The sequence below is a fragment of the Paraglaciecola arctica BSs20135 genome (genome assembly GCF_000314995.1).
GTDB classification, from domain to species: Bacteria; Pseudomonadota; Gammaproteobacteria; order Enterobacterales; family Alteromonadaceae; genus Paraglaciecola; species Paraglaciecola arctica.
Window position 1 is genome coordinate 88,789 of the sequence record NZ_BAEO01000015.1, and the last position, 14,764, is coordinate 103,552.

General features: G+C 40.2%; 16 protein-coding genes, 4 tRNA genes and 1 pseudogene. 11 read left to right on the top strand and 10 right to left on the bottom strand.

The window, feature by feature from the left end:
- Nucleotides 1-1,027 precede the first annotated feature (1,027 nt).
- The 6 genes from GARC_RS06235 to uvrY all read right to left on the bottom strand — a co-directional run bounded on the left by GARC_RS06235 (nucleotide 1,028) and on the right by uvrY (nucleotide 4,714).
- Nucleotides 1,028-1,114: transfer RNA gene (locus GARC_RS06235), tRNA-Leu, on the bottom strand.
- Between the two features lie 47 nt (nucleotides 1,115-1,161).
- A tRNA-Cys gene (locus GARC_RS06240) sits at nucleotides 1,162-1,235 on the bottom strand.
- Nucleotides 1,236-1,301: 66 nt separating this feature from the next.
- Nucleotides 1,302-1,376 (bottom strand) — tRNA-Gly (locus GARC_RS06245).
- A gap of 191 nt (nucleotides 1,377-1,567) precedes the next feature.
- Entirely contained in the window at nucleotides 1,568-2,131 is a 564-nt protein-coding gene (gene pgsA / locus GARC_RS06250; RefSeq protein ID WP_007617953.1) for a CDP-diacylglycerol--glycerol-3-phosphate 3-phosphatidyltransferase, read from the bottom strand.
- 91 nt (nucleotides 2,132-2,222) lie between these two features.
- Nucleotides 2,223-4,055: an excinuclease ABC subunit UvrC gene (gene uvrC, locus GARC_RS06255; protein ID WP_039988909.1), complete on the bottom strand. Its 1,833-nt coding sequence runs from the start codon at nucleotides 4,053-4,055 to the stop codon at nucleotides 2,223-2,225.
- 14 nt (nucleotides 4,056-4,069) lie between these two features.
- Nucleotides 4,070-4,714 carry a UvrY/SirA/GacA family response regulator transcription factor gene (uvrY, locus tag GARC_RS06260; RefSeq protein WP_007617956.1) on the bottom strand — a complete coding sequence of 215 codons (645 nt, stop codon included), beginning with the start codon at nucleotides 4,712-4,714 and terminating at the stop codon, nucleotides 4,070-4,072.
- A 399-nt stretch (nucleotides 4,715-5,113) separates the two neighbouring features.
- On the opposite strand from uvrY, the gene GARC_RS26690 reads away from it, so the two are divergent.
- On the top strand, nucleotides 5,114-5,365 hold the full coding sequence (locus GARC_RS26690) for a hypothetical protein (RefSeq protein ID WP_153810876.1): 252 nt from the start codon (nucleotides 5,114-5,116) through the stop codon (nucleotides 5,363-5,365).
- 217 nt (nucleotides 5,366-5,582) lie between these two features.
- Here the strand turns inward: GARC_RS26690 and GARC_RS06270 are convergent.
- Nucleotides 5,583-5,674, bottom strand: a tRNA-Ser gene (locus GARC_RS06270).
- A 270-nt stretch (nucleotides 5,675-5,944) separates the two neighbouring features.
- Here GARC_RS06270 and GARC_RS06275 point away from each other — a divergent pair.
- From GARC_RS06275 to GARC_RS06320, 10 genes are all read left to right on the top strand, one after another.
- Nucleotides 5,945-6,613: a Bax inhibitor-1/YccA family protein gene (locus GARC_RS06275; protein WP_007617958.1), complete on the top strand. Its 669-nt coding sequence runs from the start codon at nucleotides 5,945-5,947 to the stop codon at nucleotides 6,611-6,613.
- 71 nt (nucleotides 6,614-6,684) lie between these two features.
- A complete protein-coding gene (gene tusD, locus GARC_RS06280) occupies nucleotides 6,685-7,074 on the top strand; it encodes a sulfurtransferase complex subunit TusD (RefSeq protein WP_007617959.1) in 390 nt (129 codons plus the stop codon).
- On the top strand, nucleotides 7,071-7,439 hold the full coding sequence (gene tusC / locus GARC_RS06285) for a sulfurtransferase complex subunit TusC (protein ID WP_007617961.1): 369 nt from the start codon (nucleotides 7,071-7,073) through the stop codon (nucleotides 7,437-7,439). The genes tusD and tusC overlap by 4 nt, the downstream gene beginning before the upstream one ends.
- Nucleotides 7,439-7,723, top strand: coding sequence for a sulfurtransferase complex subunit TusB (gene tusB / locus GARC_RS06290; protein WP_007617963.1), 285 nt, complete (start codon nucleotides 7,439-7,441; stop codon nucleotides 7,721-7,723). Before tusC ends, tusB begins: the two co-directional genes overlap by 1 nt.
- A 6-nt stretch (nucleotides 7,724-7,729) precedes the next feature.
- Complete coding sequence (locus tag GARC_RS06295) at nucleotides 7,730-8,068, top strand: TusE/DsrC/DsvC family sulfur relay protein (protein WP_007617965.1); 339 nt, start codon at nucleotides 7,730-7,732, stop codon at nucleotides 8,066-8,068.
- A gap of 187 nt (nucleotides 8,069-8,255) precedes the next feature.
- Entirely contained in the window at nucleotides 8,256-8,489 is a 234-nt protein-coding gene (locus tag GARC_RS26920; RefSeq protein ID WP_007617968.1) for a hypothetical protein, read from the top strand.
- Between the two features lie 27 nt (nucleotides 8,490-8,516).
- On the top strand, nucleotides 8,517-8,831 hold the full coding sequence (locus tag GARC_RS27690) for a type II toxin-antitoxin system RelE/ParE family toxin (protein ID WP_039988913.1): 315 nt from the start codon (nucleotides 8,517-8,519) through the stop codon (nucleotides 8,829-8,831).
- A 424-nt stretch (nucleotides 8,832-9,255) separates the two neighbouring features.
- Nucleotides 9,256-9,570: a hypothetical protein gene (locus GARC_RS06310; RefSeq protein ID WP_007617969.1), complete on the top strand. Its 315-nt coding sequence runs from the start codon at nucleotides 9,256-9,258 to the stop codon at nucleotides 9,568-9,570.
- Nucleotides 9,563-9,862: a helix-turn-helix domain-containing protein gene (locus GARC_RS06315; protein ID WP_007617970.1), complete on the top strand. Its 300-nt coding sequence runs from the start codon at nucleotides 9,563-9,565 to the stop codon at nucleotides 9,860-9,862. The genes GARC_RS06310 and GARC_RS06315 overlap by 8 nt, the downstream gene beginning before the upstream one ends.
- 661 nt (nucleotides 9,863-10,523) lie before the next feature.
- Nucleotides 10,524-11,630 (top strand): HNH endonuclease, encoded by a 1,107-nt coding sequence (locus GARC_RS06320; RefSeq protein WP_153810877.1) that lies wholly within the window; start codon nucleotides 10,524-10,526, stop codon nucleotides 11,628-11,630.
- A gap of 65 nt (nucleotides 11,631-11,695) precedes the next feature.
- Here the strand turns inward: GARC_RS06320 and GARC_RS26255 are convergent.
- The 3 genes and pseudogenes from GARC_RS26255 to crcB form a co-directional block, all read right to left on the bottom strand.
- Nucleotides 11,696-12,022, bottom strand: a pseudogene (locus GARC_RS26255) (group II intron maturase-specific domain-containing protein); the annotation flags it as partial.
- A 1,061-nt stretch (nucleotides 12,023-13,083) separates the two neighbouring features.
- Nucleotides 13,084-14,373, bottom strand: a complete 1,290-nt coding sequence (gene serS / locus GARC_RS06330; RefSeq protein WP_007617988.1) for a serine--tRNA ligase — start codon at nucleotides 14,371-14,373, stop codon at nucleotides 13,084-13,086.
- A 10-nt stretch (nucleotides 14,374-14,383) separates the two neighbouring features.
- Entirely contained in the window at nucleotides 14,384-14,764 is a 381-nt protein-coding gene (crcB, locus tag GARC_RS06335) for a fluoride efflux transporter CrcB (RefSeq protein WP_007617989.1), read from the bottom strand.

Genomic DNA, 14,764 nt, shown 5'->3' on the forward strand with positions numbered 1-14,764 from the left:
GCTTCACAATACTCTTAATCAATCCCTTAACTCGCTATCTTCTCTCGCGTATTCACGGACTTGGAGAATGCAAAAGAGAGTGAAGAACTAAAAGTATCATTAGACAAGTGACTTGACCCCTTTTCTTTTTTGACCCCTTTTCTTTTTATGAAATACATCCTTGTATTTCACCCAACGGGCCATCCTTCAGATGTTCAAAATGTATCCCTTACATTTTGTGCTTACTTTATGCTGCTGTAGGCAAAAAGTAAGTCATTCAGCATGGATGCTGTGTGAAAAAAGCCTGCGACCGACATGGATGTCGGAAGGTAGAATAACGCAGGAGCAGTTATCGAGATGGCGGTAAGCGTCAGCGCATGAATTTAGAACCAATGATTCAAAGGCAATAGGAATGGCAATAAAAATAAGTTGCGCAAAAAGGATTCTATGAGAAAGGTCACGCTTATTGAGACACCCACCGCTTATTGAGACACCCACTGTAACAAAAACAGTAAACAACAATAAAATCATTGAATTACGATAAAACAAAGGGGCGGAGCCACCAAAGCAATTATCGGCGATAGCCGATGCTCTTGCCCTCCCCCTCGCATGTATGTTCGCCAATTATTTCTGATATTTAGTAGGTCAATTTACAAGGATGTAAATTGAGTCGTAGAGTGCTGGGAGCACATTACGACGACCTGCTAAATATCAGAAATATTTGGATGAAGAACATTGTTTGGCGAGCGGCTTTTTTTGCCTACTTTTTTTTAGCTGCAGCAAAAAAGTAGGTCAGACGAAAAGGATTTCGTTTGAAGAAAGCCACGGATGGCAGTAAGCGTTAGCGCATGCTTTTAGCTGTTGCAAACAAAAGTAATTAGTACAGCAAGGATGCTGTGAGAAAAAAAATCATGAATGATAATAAGCGAAGCGCATATCTTTGAAACTAACAAAGTTAGTGAGACAAGCTTTAATAATATTTTAAATAAATGATGTAAAACCAGAACGATTTACATTTTGTATTTCTTGATTTAATTAAATCAAGAAATGGTGCCCAGGGCCGGACTTGAACCGGCACGTCCTTACGAACGAGGGATTTTAAATCCCTTGTGTCTACCAATTTCACCACCCGGGCATCGAGGGGTACTTGTATAAATACAAGCTGGTAATGTTAAGTGTACATGGAGGCGGAGCCCGGAGTCGAACCGAGATACACGGATTTGCAATCCGCTGCATAGCCATTCTGCCATTCCGCCATTCCGCTATATACACTTTGTAAAATAAAACTCTATCTTACATTAAATCTCCAAAATGTAAGAGTTTGGAGCGGGAAACGAGATTCGAACTCGCGACCCCAACCTTGGCAAGGTTGTGCTCTACCACTGAGCTATTCCCGCATACTTACTCTACATTCTGTTCAGTCTGTTGTTTGCCTTGCTAGTGTTTCGCTTGGCTCCCTAAAACTGAGGCTGCATTCTACATTCAAAGTATTATGTGTCAACAATAAAAATTAGGTTTTTGAACTGACTGACTGAATTTTGACTTAAACGCGCTAAATTTAATCAAATCCACATTAATTAATGTCGAACTACCCATTTTTTTGATCGTCCCATGCGGATTTTGTGTAAACCAGCATTGACCAAAAAGACAGCACAGCTGCAAAATATAATAAAATATATCCCAATGACACCCAATAAATTCGAATACCCATAAAATATTCCATCTCTGACAACAAACCAATTAAGGCTAACATTTGTGCCATAGTTTTAGCTTTGCCAGAAAAGGAAACTTTAACTAGGTCTTGTTTGCCTTGTTGCCCCATCCATTCTCTTAAGGCAGAGATATAGATTTCACGAGACATTAACAAAATAGCCGGAACGGTTATCCACACAGTATCGTAACTTTCGGTAATTAATAACAAAGCGGCTGCCACAATGAGCTTGTCGGCCACGGGATCTAAAAATGCACCAAATGCAGTAGTCTGGTTTAACTTTCTTGCTAGGTAGCCGTCAAACCAATCTGTGATGGCGGCAAACCAGAATATAAACGCACCCGCTTGGTGCGCCCATTTCCAATCTAAAAAATAAACAGCAACAAACACAGGTATAAGCAACACCCTGACTATGGTAATGATATTAGGGATAGTCCACATCTAAATCTCTGTATTTCCTGTAATCGTAAAATGAATGGTTTAGGCTCTAAAACCCAGCTATTAACCCACATGCAGTGGATTATTTCAAAGTTCAATTATGAATATGTTCATAAATAATATCGGCTAGCTCTTCACTGATACCCGGCACATTAGCAATTTCGCCTTTGCTAGCCTGTAATACACCGTGTAAACCGCCCATATATTTGAGTAAGCTTTGTCTTCTTTTTGCTCCCACACCGGGAATAGATTGTAATTTAGAGGTGTTTTTTTCTTTTTGACGCCTCTGCCTATGCCCTGCTATGGCAAACCTGTGTGCTTCGTCACGTATGTGTTGAATTAAATGTAACGCAGCACAATCTCCCGCCATGGGGATAGTGGCGTGATTACCGGCCATGATCAGCGTTTCTAACCCTGCCTTGCGACTACTGCCTTTGGCGACACCAATTAACATAGGTTTTTTATCTTGTTTCCAATCCTCGAAGTAGGCCTCTGCTTGGGCAAGTTGCCCTTTGCCGCCGTCGATAAATAGAATATCTGGAATTTTGTTGAGATCTTTAACGTCGCGATAGCGCCTTGCTAGTGCTTGCGCCATAGCGGCGTAATCATCTCCAGGGGTTATGCCTTCAATATTGTAACGGCGGTAATCGGTTTTGTAGGGCCCTTCCCTATTAAACACCACACAAGATGCTACGGTTTGTTGACCCGATGTATGGCTAATGTCGAAACATTCCATACGTTGTATAGGTTGTTCAAGCTCTAAAATTTGTTCTAGTTCGACATAACGGGCAAAAACCGACTTTTGATGGCTTTGCCGTGATTCTAGCGCCGTTTCGGCATTAGTATTGGCTAGGTCAAGGTAACGCCGTTTTTCGTCTCGAACACCTTTGTAGAACTGAATTTTACGCCCGGCTTCTTTAGTTAATAAGGCCTCTATGGCGGCTTGTTCTTCTAACTCGCAAGGGATCACAATTTGCTGGGGAATAATTTTATTGCCTGCAAGATAAAATTGTAAAATAAAAGATTGAAACACCTCTGCGTCACTCGACTGAGCCGGCACTTTTGGATAAAAACTTTTGCTGCCAAGTAATTTATTGTCGCGAATAAACAAACCTTGGATACTGGCAATACCATTACGGTAGGCAAAACCAAATACATCCATCTCTTGTTGATTGCCACTGACCCATTGTTGTTCTTGCACCTTGTTTAAGGCGCCAATCTGATCGCGGTAACGAGCAGCAGCTTCAAATCTAAGGTCAATGCTGGCCTGCTCCATTTTACCCACCAAGGAGTCGATAACTTGTTTGTTTTTACCTATTAGGAATAACCGCGCGTATTGAACTTGTTGTGAATACTCTTCATCTGTCACTAAACCTTCGACACAAGGACCCGCGCAGCGTTGTAATTGATACTGCAAACAAGGCCGGGTTCGGGCGCGGTAATAACTGTCTTCACACTGGCGAATGGGAAACAAGCGCTGCATAGTACGTAAACTTTCGCGCACTGCCCATGCACTGGGATAAGGACCAAAATATTCGCCCTTGAGCTTTTTGGGGCCACGATGATTACTTAGCCTAGGGTGGGAATGTTCAGATAAAAAGATAAAAGGATAAGACTTATCGTCTCTTAACAATACGTTATATCTAGGTTTGTATTTTTTTATGTAGTTGTTTTCAAGAATAAAGGCTTCGGCTTCACTGTGCACCACAGTGACATCCATTTCACAGATTTGTTTAACCAGCGACTTGGTCTTAATACTATCAACATTAGTGCGAAAATAACTCGATACACGTTTTTTAAGGTTTTTAGCTTTACCTACATAAATCACTTCCTCTTTCTGATTGTACATCCGGTAAACGCCCGGTTGGTTAGTCAGGTTTTTGAGAAAGCCTTGGTGATCGAATGGTTCGTTAGTACTAGTGCTCATTAAAGTCGGTTGATTTAAAAATGATCAGAAGATATTAATTTATTTCGCAAAGCAAGGTGAGTAAGTTCAACATCAGTACTTACCTTAAGTTTCTCAAACATTCGATAGCGATAAGTATTCACTGTTTTAGCGCTGATATTAAGAGATACCGCTATATCTGGTACTTTAGCGCCTTTGGTTAACATTAGGGTAATTTCAAGTTCCCGTTCTGATAACTGGTCAAAGGGGTTGCTGTCGTTTAAGTTAAGTTGCCCAAGTGCAATCTGCTGGGCGATGTCGGGCGACACATATTTTTGGCCAGCAGCCACTTTATATATCGCTTTGATCATTTCTTTTGGATCCGAATCCTTAGTTAAATAACCAAAGGCGCCCATTTGCATGACTTTAGCGGGGATAGGATTTTCTTTGTGTACAGATAACACTATGACTCGGGTGTTTTCAGAAAAACGTAAAATTTGTTTGGTGGCTTCTAAGCCACCAATTCCCGGCATGCTCATATCCATCAATACCAGATCAGGAGCATGCTTGCGACAAAATTTAACCGCATCTTCGCCATTGGTGGCTTCACCTACTACTGAAAAATCGGATACGTCTTCTAAAATACGACGGATACCCGTTCTAACTAATTCGTGGTCGTCTACTAACAACAGTTTAATCAAGGTAAGATCTCTTTAATTCTAACGGTAAAAGTGTGTACTGAGTCTGTTCCAACCTTGGATAGTATCTGCTATTCCTTGTCCAATATTATACGCATAACATTGTTCAACCTGACATCGAATAACCCATCTATTTTCACAACCTGCGATTGCCTTGGGTTTACTAGGCTTTCCACCGCAACGACAATTAAGCGGCATATCGATAACAGTTTTATTTTTCTCTGAATGCTTATATTTTTGATTAACGGCGGTCATAATTATCAATGAGAAAGACTATCGATAGGCAAGAGCATAAAGTATTACTTAACAAAACCATACTGAAAGTCGAAATTACTGCAATTGTAGCTTAACTTTTGAGCATAAATACCCATCCATACCAGCAATATTGATTTTTAGGATTAGTTGGCTGAGATTGGTAAGGATAGGATTGCGGAATACCTCAATGTATTTTGTACTCGGGCTATCCATGCCCTCACCCGCGTTGCAGGCCAAGCAAAGCTTGTTCAAAAACTTTCCAGAAGTTTTTGTATTCGGGCTATCCATGCCCTCACCCGCGTTGCGGGCCAAGCAAAGCTTGTTCAAAAACTTTCCAGAAGTTTTTGTCGAACCGCGGGGGTTCTCATCCCTCTGATTGAATTGGGTGATAAATTTTAAGCAATAAACACCCGCAGCAGGAGCGGGTTTCTTGTATATGGCGGATAGCGAGGGATATACTCAAATACATCCATGTATTTGCCCCTTCAGGCGCTGACGCGGTACTAATCGTTCCCGACGATTAGTCGAACCGCGGGGGTCCTCATCCCTCTAATTGAATTCAATAATAAATTTTAAGCAATAAAAAACCCGCAACAAGTGCGGGTTTCTTAAAATGTGGCGGATAGCGAGGGATTCGAACCCCCGGTAGGTTTGACCCTACGTCTGATTTCAAGTCAGGTGCATTAAACCGAGCTCTGCCAGCTATCCGAATTGTTCTCATTCCTGAGTGGCTAAGCTAAGCTTTTTTGCCTCCCCGAATTGAGGATGCGAATATTAGTGACGTTTCTAGGGCTTGTAAAGCCTTAATTGCACAAAAAGTGCTGATTGATTATTGTTTGAACGGATTGTACGCATTTACATCAAGTTACTAATAAGATAAATATTTAAATACGGTATTACTTGAAAAAGTGAACCAAACCCCATACAAAGACACTATTAAATATAGAATCTTTTTTTAACTTACGTTTGGAGAATATAATGGATCAAAGAACTTCCTTTAGTAGTGCAGGTGAAGCTTCTGCATTACAAACCAACAAAGTACTTCGCAATACTTATATGTTGTTGGCGATGACATTAACGTTCAGCGCAGTTTGTGCTGGGGTTGCCATGTCTATAGGTCTAGGGCAAGGCGCTGCTATGATGATGAGTCTTGGTGCGTTAGTGATGATTTTCTTCCTTAATAAAGCAGCACAAAGCTCAATGGGCATTGTGTTTGTTTTTGTGTTTACTGGTTTATTGGGCGCTTCTTTAGGGCCAATGCTAAATCACTATGCTGGTTTTCCAGGTGGCACAAGTTTAATTATGCAGGCCTTTGGTACTACTGCTTTGGTATTCTTCGGATTATCAGGCTATGTACTAACGACTAAAAAAGACTTCTCTTTTATGGGTGGGTTTTTACTAGTAGGTTTGATTGTGGCCGTTGTTGCGTCACTTGCTAACATTTTCTTCGCTATTCCAGCATTAAGCTTAGCGATAAGTGCAGCGATAGTGTTCATCATGTCTGGTTTCATTTTATATGATACTAGCCGCATCATAAACGGTGGCGAAACTAACTATATTCGCGCTACTGTTTCTATGTACTTAAACATCTATAACTTATTCACCTCTATCTTGCATCTTCTTGGTGTTTTCGGTGGCGATGATTAATTCCTAAATGAATTAACTTTTAAAACGCCTCAGCTTGCTGGGGCGTTTTTTTATGTTACATTTGCAATCCTATGGCATCTTTTACCTTATTAGTTACATCCGCCCCCTTTTCAGAACAAAGCGCTTATAGCGCATACCGTTTTGCCCTTGCTGCTGCCCAAGCAAAACACAGTATCAATGGCATCTTTTTTTATCAAAGTGGCACCTTAAATGGTTCTAGTTTACAAATAACCCCATCTAATGAATTTGATTTATATTCAGCATGGAAAAAGCTGTCGCAGCAATATCAAGTGCCTCTTATGGTATGTGTTAGCGCCGCGAGTAAAAGAGGGATTACCACAGCAGAAGATGCGCAAGACTCTGACAATCCCCATTTTAGTTTGGCTGCACCTTTTGAATCTGTTGGTTTAGGCGAATTAGCTACATTGATTAGTAACAGCGATAGGTTGCTACAATTTTGAGCCAGTCCACAACCAGCATCGCCATTATCAATAAATCAGCGCCCTATGGCTCATCAAATGGCCAAGAAAGCTTAGATATGGCGTTAGCCATGAGTAACTTTGCTCAAGACGTGAGTGTGTTTTTTATGGATGATGGCGTGTTTCAATTATTGTTACCCCAAGATCCAACAACCATAGATGCTAAGGCTTATTACAAAACCTTTCCTGCTTTAGAATTTTATGACATTGAAAATATTTATGTCTGCAAACAAAGTCTGATACAAAGAAGTATTCAAACATCTCAGTTATGTATTCCAGTGACACTAATGGAGTTTGATGATTTGTCTAAGCTGCTCGCTAAGCAGCAACACCTGATGAGCTTTTAATGATTTTACACAAAATATCCACTAGCCCATTTACTCATCTAGCCTTAGAACATTGTTTGCTGCGACTACATAGCTCAGATGGACTGCTACTGACTCAAGATGCTGTATATGGTTTGAGGCACCAAAGCTTGTATTCTAAGCTCTCAGAGCTGCGCTGCGTGTATGTGCTTAAAGAAGATGCACACGCTCGCGGCGTAGCAGTTGAAAATGACAAGATACAACTGGTCGATTATGCAGAATTTGTTGAGCTCAGTTTAGAATATGAAAAAGTAATGAGTTGGTAAGGACAGATGGAATATTATTTTGAAGTCGCGGGTAAAACTATTGCTACCGATAAAGCAGGCTACCTATTAGATATCGAAGATTGGCAAGAAGACTTAGCCCCTACTTTAGCCAAAACAGAAAACATCGAGTTAACCGCTAACCACTGGGAAGTAGTTAACTTTGTGCGCAAGTTTTACCTAGAATTTAATACTAGCCCAGCGATGCGAGCCTTAGTTAAAGCCATGGCCAATGAGTTTGGCCCTGAGAAAGGCAATAGCCGCTATTTGTTTAAGCTTTTCCCCAAAGGACCCGCCAAACAAGCTACAAAAATAGCAGGACTGCCTAAACCTGCTAAATGTTTGTAATCAATGCGTAAAAACAGCAGCTAAAAAAAGGGCGTTGGGGAAGAATTGTCTTAATTAAATATGAGCGTTAATCAATATTTTCACTTAATTTGACTACAACACCAATACCAGCATCTGATAAATAGTAAACTGGTTAAGTTTTAACAATTATATTAAAATATTAGTTATAGTTTTTAGAGGTAAAATTATGGTCGCATTAGCACAAACAATAGATCATCTTATTGAAGAGCAAGTTAATGATGGATCAGCACATTCTGAAATTGAAGCAGAACAAATGATTATCTCAGTTTTGGCTGAACGTGTTATTGATAGAAAAATAGCAGAATCCCAAGAGCAAGTGCGTAATGGACAATATTCAGAATTTAATGATGAATTTATGACGAACTTACTTGCTCAAGCAAAAACTCGACATAGTGTTTGACTTAGCGTTTAGTGCTAGTTCGTTATAGTGGCATATTTTACAGTTAATATTTCTGAGAGTGCGAAACAAGATTTAGAAGACATATTTGATTATATATTCAACAATAGTAAAAATTTCAGTATCGCAAGTAACTTTGTACTAAAACTTAATAAAGCACTTGTAAAATCGTTATCATTCTCTCCAACAAAACACCCCATATATAAAAATAAAATCCGCAAATTTGTATACCCGCAAAATACAAATTATGTAGCATACTTTGAAATATTTGATGAAACCAAAGAAGTGATAATTCATATTATTACCGATACAAAACAATACACTCGGTATATGAATTTATCGTGATAAATCTATTTTTGAAAATGTAGCAGTTTTACTTTCTTCACCCATTACCTTCGACTTTCCCCCTGTCATAACGCAATCTAGACAGCCACGTTAATCCCCACCCCAAACAAGCATTTTGTGCTGAAACTTTAATGCCGCAAAACCGAGGCACAGCCGTGAGAGGTTGGAATTAATGAACAAAAATAGTTCATTATTATCATGCGTGTCCTGTTAACTGTCTTATCATGCGTGTCCTGTTAACTGTCTTCTGTTAACTGTCTTAAAACAAGAGCGTTGGTGGAGAATTGTATTAATTAAATATGAGCGTTAATCAATATTTTCACTTTAATTAAACTACGACCCCTTTATTACTTTAATTAAACTACGACCCCTTTATTAACGATCTAACTATTGACGACATACGTCAAAGACGTACAATAAAATCATGTATACGATTATAGAAACCCCAACATTTAAGAATGATGCCGACTCGATCTGGACAGAAGATGAAAGAGGTGATTTTTGTACTTGGATTGCTGACAACCACGATTTAGGTGATGTCATACCCGGTAGTGGCGGATGCAGAAAAATTAGGTGGTCCAAACGCGGTGTAGGGAAACGAGGTGGTGTTCGAGTAATCTACTACACAAAACTTAAAAATGGTGAAATATGGCTGTTAGTTATTTACAGTAAGTCTGTAACAGAAAATATTCCATCTCATATCCTTAAATCCATTAAAGAGGTAATAGATAATGGCTAAAACACAGATGACCGGTGAGGAGCTTGGAAATAAGTTACTTCAGTCCGTAAAAGAAATGAAAGCGGGTAACGCTGCTCGCAATACACAAGTAGAACCTAATGAAGTAGCGTCTGCCCGTTTAAAAACTGGTCTTACTCAAAATCAATTTGCATCTGCATTACAGATTTCTCCGAGAACACTGCAAGAGTGGGAGCAAGGTAGACGACAGCCTTCAGGGGCGGCAAAAGCTTTGATTCAAATTGCATTTAGGCACCCCGAAGTTATCCATGAAGAACTACGGGCGAATGGCTAACTATCGTAACTACCGGGGTTAGAGTTACATTAAATACCTTACGATGGCTATCCCAATAAGGTCACTTTTATTCCTATTTTTGCCCCGATATTTTCAAGTCGTTTTATTTAACGTTGTTCTGACCCCGATATTGCGATATAGGCTTACCTAAAAACGAAAAGCACGCTGCGCGCCATCATCCATGATGGTTTTGACTTGAATCCCTTCTAGCCAGTTACTCTTTTTCAACAGCAAAAAAGAGTAACCAGAAAATGCCGCTCGCTCCTAAAGTTCTTAACCGCACAAAAAGGCTTATTTTAGGGTCGTTCCAAATGTGTCCCTCCAACTTCCACTCAAATGGCATCCTTGCCATTTCGACCCCTAAAATAAGCCTTTTTGTGCTGAAACTTTAAATGCGGGGAAAGCAGTGGCAGAGCCACCTAAAATCGAACTGAATGTAGTAGAACCACTTTTTAATAATTCAAGGCGTCGCCCCCGTACATATGCAAGATTTTGTGCAATCACCATATTTTCTCAGAAAAAATAAGATGTGTAAAAAACTTAGCGTTTGTAATCAGTTACGAGTGATGTTTAATATAGGTAAATAAATCAGGCACAACGCCCAGTGTTTAAGCTCGGGTGTTTGCGTTTTATTAATACTGCTATGTATTATCGAGTATCTATGAGTAAGCGAGACGATTTTACAGGAACTACCAAAAGAATTATGGCTGAGCGAGTCGCCTGGCGATGTGGTTTACCTGGTTGTGGAAAAATAACAATTGGCCTAAGAATGGGACAAGGTGAAGAGAACAAATCTTTAAACTTAGGTGAGGCGGCCCACATTGTTGCGGCTGCTGAAGATGGACCTCGATTTGATAAAAACACAACACGAGATTTTAGACGCTCCATTGATAATGGGATTTGGATGTGCAGAGACCATGCGAGATTTATTGATACTGATCATAAAGAGTATTCTGTTGATACTTTGAAGTTGTGGAAAGTTCAAGCTGAGGAGAGTGCATACAAAAACCTAAAAATCCAAGACAATTACAAGTTTGAAGATCGAAGCACACTTATCGCCATTGGGTTTGACATGCTTCTATATGGTACATGGTCATCCGTTAAGAGTAATGAGTGGGAGTTTTTGATTGGAAGTTATCTAAAAGGTTCTAGCAAGAATTTAAAGAACTACTCGGATAATTTTAGTTCTGTAGAGTTAAATCAGAGATTTATATCAGTTGAGTCTCAAGGCGATGCAAGAGTCATCACATCACCTATCGAAATTGATTATTCTGGTGATGGTTCAGAATTATTCAGAGTTAAAATTGAAAATAAAGTTATTGCAAAGAAACCTTCCAAAGTTGGAAGTACTATAAAGCTAGGTGATGATGGTGACCTAGCGATATCTGGCGGCGGGCTTAAGCGAATATCTGGTATTGATGCTGCTATTCAATCGATAGCGACTTCTGCTGGAACCTTGTACGGAGAATGGTTTGACGATAGAACAGTTGGGTCATTCATAACAGACTTATTCCATGAATATAAAGACAATATTCCATTGCTAGAGATGGTGACAAAGCTTGAACTAATTAGATTGTCACTTGTACCTCGGGTTTCATCTGACAAGAAAAAGATAGATCCCCCCCTTAATTTCATAAAAGAAATTGTGTCAATAAGAATTCCATCAGTTGTTTTAGATGAGTCTCGACTATCTATGGAATTAAAGCTGATACTTGGAGATGAAACCGAGTGGAAAGGTAATGTTAAAGTATTCGTATTGCAAACATAATCGGGTAGCCTGAGGTCTCTAACCTCCAGCCCCACAACACCCTGTGCGGCTCCGCACAGGGCGTTTCACTTAGGAAGTTGAAGCGCAATCCATCCATCTCGCAGTGAGTAAAGCCCTTCTGATTTTAAAGAATCAAGCGATAACGCTTGGTTGATCTCCGGTGTTTTAGCGCTACGCCATGGCCCCTTGGTGGTGATACCACAGGCAACTGCGGCTTGAACATGCACACCTAATTTCATTAAACTTCTGACTTTGGTACGTGGTTTTCGCCACTGGCGCCATTATGCCATTCTCACTCTGCGCCTGATCCAATGATCTAAATCAACACATCGTTGATAGCAGTTAGCGATACCAAAGTAGTTTATCCAGCCACGTAAATATTGGCTGAGTTTAACGACCCACTAACAGGATCGACCCACTAACAGGACCGGACCCACTAACAGGACAGCCATGATAATTTACCTTATGAGTAAAAGGGGTCGTAGTAAATTTAAGTGAATCCCACAAAAGCTCTATCATTTGATAAGGCTTTTGTTTCATTATCACCAGCACTCTGGGCAGTAGTTATAGATACACCCATCGCAATTTCTCACAAGGTCATGAATTCAAAATTAAACGATGGCAAAGCCATAAAACTCTTTGTCGGCATCGCCGAAGCTTTTAGTCTTTTGACCTTCCCCCCGACTGAATGCTCGCCACTAATTTACTCATTTTTGTAGGTCAATCGCATGGATAGGCGATTGAGAAATAGCTCGTCTGGAACGAATTATTTCGACCTGCAAAAATGAGTAAATTAGTGGAAGAAGAGCATTGTTTGGAGGGCGGCATTTTTTGCTTACTTTTTGCTGCTGTTGGCAAAAAGTAAGTCGCATAGAAGGGATTCTGTGTGAAAAACGTCATGGATGACGGTAAGCGCAGCGCATGCATTAAAGCTTGAAAATTGTATAAACCTGCGAGTTCAGCTTCGTTAACACCACTATTTTGAATCAACAACAAAAAAAATAATTAACAAGACACCCTTGCTAACTATTGACGACCGCCCCTCAAAAACGCCTAGTCGGCGAAGCCGATGCTCTTGATTTACCCTCGACTCAAGGCTCGCCAATTATTAGGTGAATTTAGTAGGGCAATTTGCAAGGATGCAAATTGAGTTCGCCATTGCCGGGAGCAAGTGCGAACGACCTGCTAAATTTGCCTAATAATTGGAAGAAGAGCATTGCCTTCGAGCGGCATTTTTTGCTTACTTTTTGCTGCTGTAGGCAAAAAGTAAGTTGAACGAAGGGATTCGTTTGAAAAACTGCATGGATGCAGGTGAACGTAGTGAATGCTTTATAAGCGAAGCACATAGCTTCAAATCAGCATTAACTTATGGGATCAACCTAGCCCCCAGCCCTTTTTTGAATACAAAAAAAGGGGAGCCAAAGCTCACCTTCTCCAACTCAAATAAAACCCTTTAGCCAATCTTCTGCAAGCCGCCCATATAAGACTGTAATACAGTAGGCACTGCCACAGAGCCATCAGCTTGCTGATAATTCTCTAGAATAGCCACCAAAGTACGCCCCACAGCTAAACCAGAGCCATTCAAGGTATGCAATAACTCAGGTTTACTGCCATGTTCACCACGAAAACGGGCTTGCATTCTACGGGCTTGGAAGTCCAACATGTTAGAACATGAAGAAATTTCACGGTAGGTATCTTGAGCAGGTAACCACACTTCAAGGTCGTAAGTCTTACAAGCACCAAAGCCCATATCACCAGTACATAACAACATCTTACGATAAGGTAACTCAAGTAGTTGTAGTACCTTTTCAGCATGCCCTGTTAGCTCTTCTAAAACATCAAAAGAAGTATCTGGAGTCACCAGTTGTACTAGCTCTACTTTTTCAAATTGATGTAGACGAATAAGCCCTCGAGTATCACGGCCATAAGATCCTGCCTCACTTCGAAAACAAGGGCTAAAAGCAGTCATTTTTATAGGTAAATCATTGGCTGCATATATTTCATCACGGGCAATATTAGCTAACGGCACTTCTGAAGTAGGAATAAGTGACAAGCCCTGCCCTTCTTCGGTAGCAGGTTTAGTGTGAAAGGCATCGCCCATAAACTTAGGGAATTGACCTGTACCTGTCATGCTTTCTTGGTTAACTAATAATGGTATGTTGGTTTCTTCGTAGCCATGTTCTTGGGTATGTAAGTCGAGCATAAACTGAGCAATAGCACGATTAAGACGAGCCACTTGTCCTCGCATTACGACAAAACGTGAACCTGCCAATTTGACACCCGCATCAAAATCCACACCTTTATTTAGGTTTTCACCAAGGTCTACATGATCTTTCACTTCAAAATCAAATTCACGTGGTGTGCCCCAGCGGCTGATTTCAAGGTTGTCATTTTCATCTTTACCTTGAGGCACTGAGTCGTCGGGTAAATTTGGAATAATTTGTGATTTAGTCGTAATTTCTTCTAATAAGACGGCTAATTCTGCCTTAGCAGCATCTAATTCGTCGCCAAGCTTTCCTACTTCTGCCAAAAGAGGCTGGATATCTTCACCCGACGCTTTAGCTTTACCAATAGATTTAGAACGCACATTACGTTCGTTTTGTAATTCTTGGGTTTTAATTTGTAGTGATTTACGTTTTTCTTCTAATTCGATAAAGGAATTTACGTCTAATTCAAAACCTCTTCTTTTAAGTTTTTCTGCAGTCTGTTGAATGTCGCTACGTAAATATTTTGGATCTAACATCTTGTTTTATCTAACCTTTGACTAATTGTGTGCCTAACCATGCTGCAAATAGGCAGCACAATATATTTAATGTTACGTTAAGTGCAGCTTTAAACCACAAGCCCTGTTGAAAGAGCATTAACGTGTCTACTGAGAATGTGGAAAATGTGGTGAGAGCACCAAGAAACCCAATTCCGATTGTTGTTCGCCACAGTGCCGTTTCTAAATGACCATGTTCCAATAACGAATATAAGAAGCCTAGAAAAAATGACCCCACAACATTGACCAGAAGTGTACCAAAAGGAAAGCCTTTGCCAAACCATTGAAACATCAGTTGCGAAAGAAAATACCGTAAACATGCGCCCGATGCTCCACCAAGAGCAATAAAAATATATATTGTGGCAGGATGCAT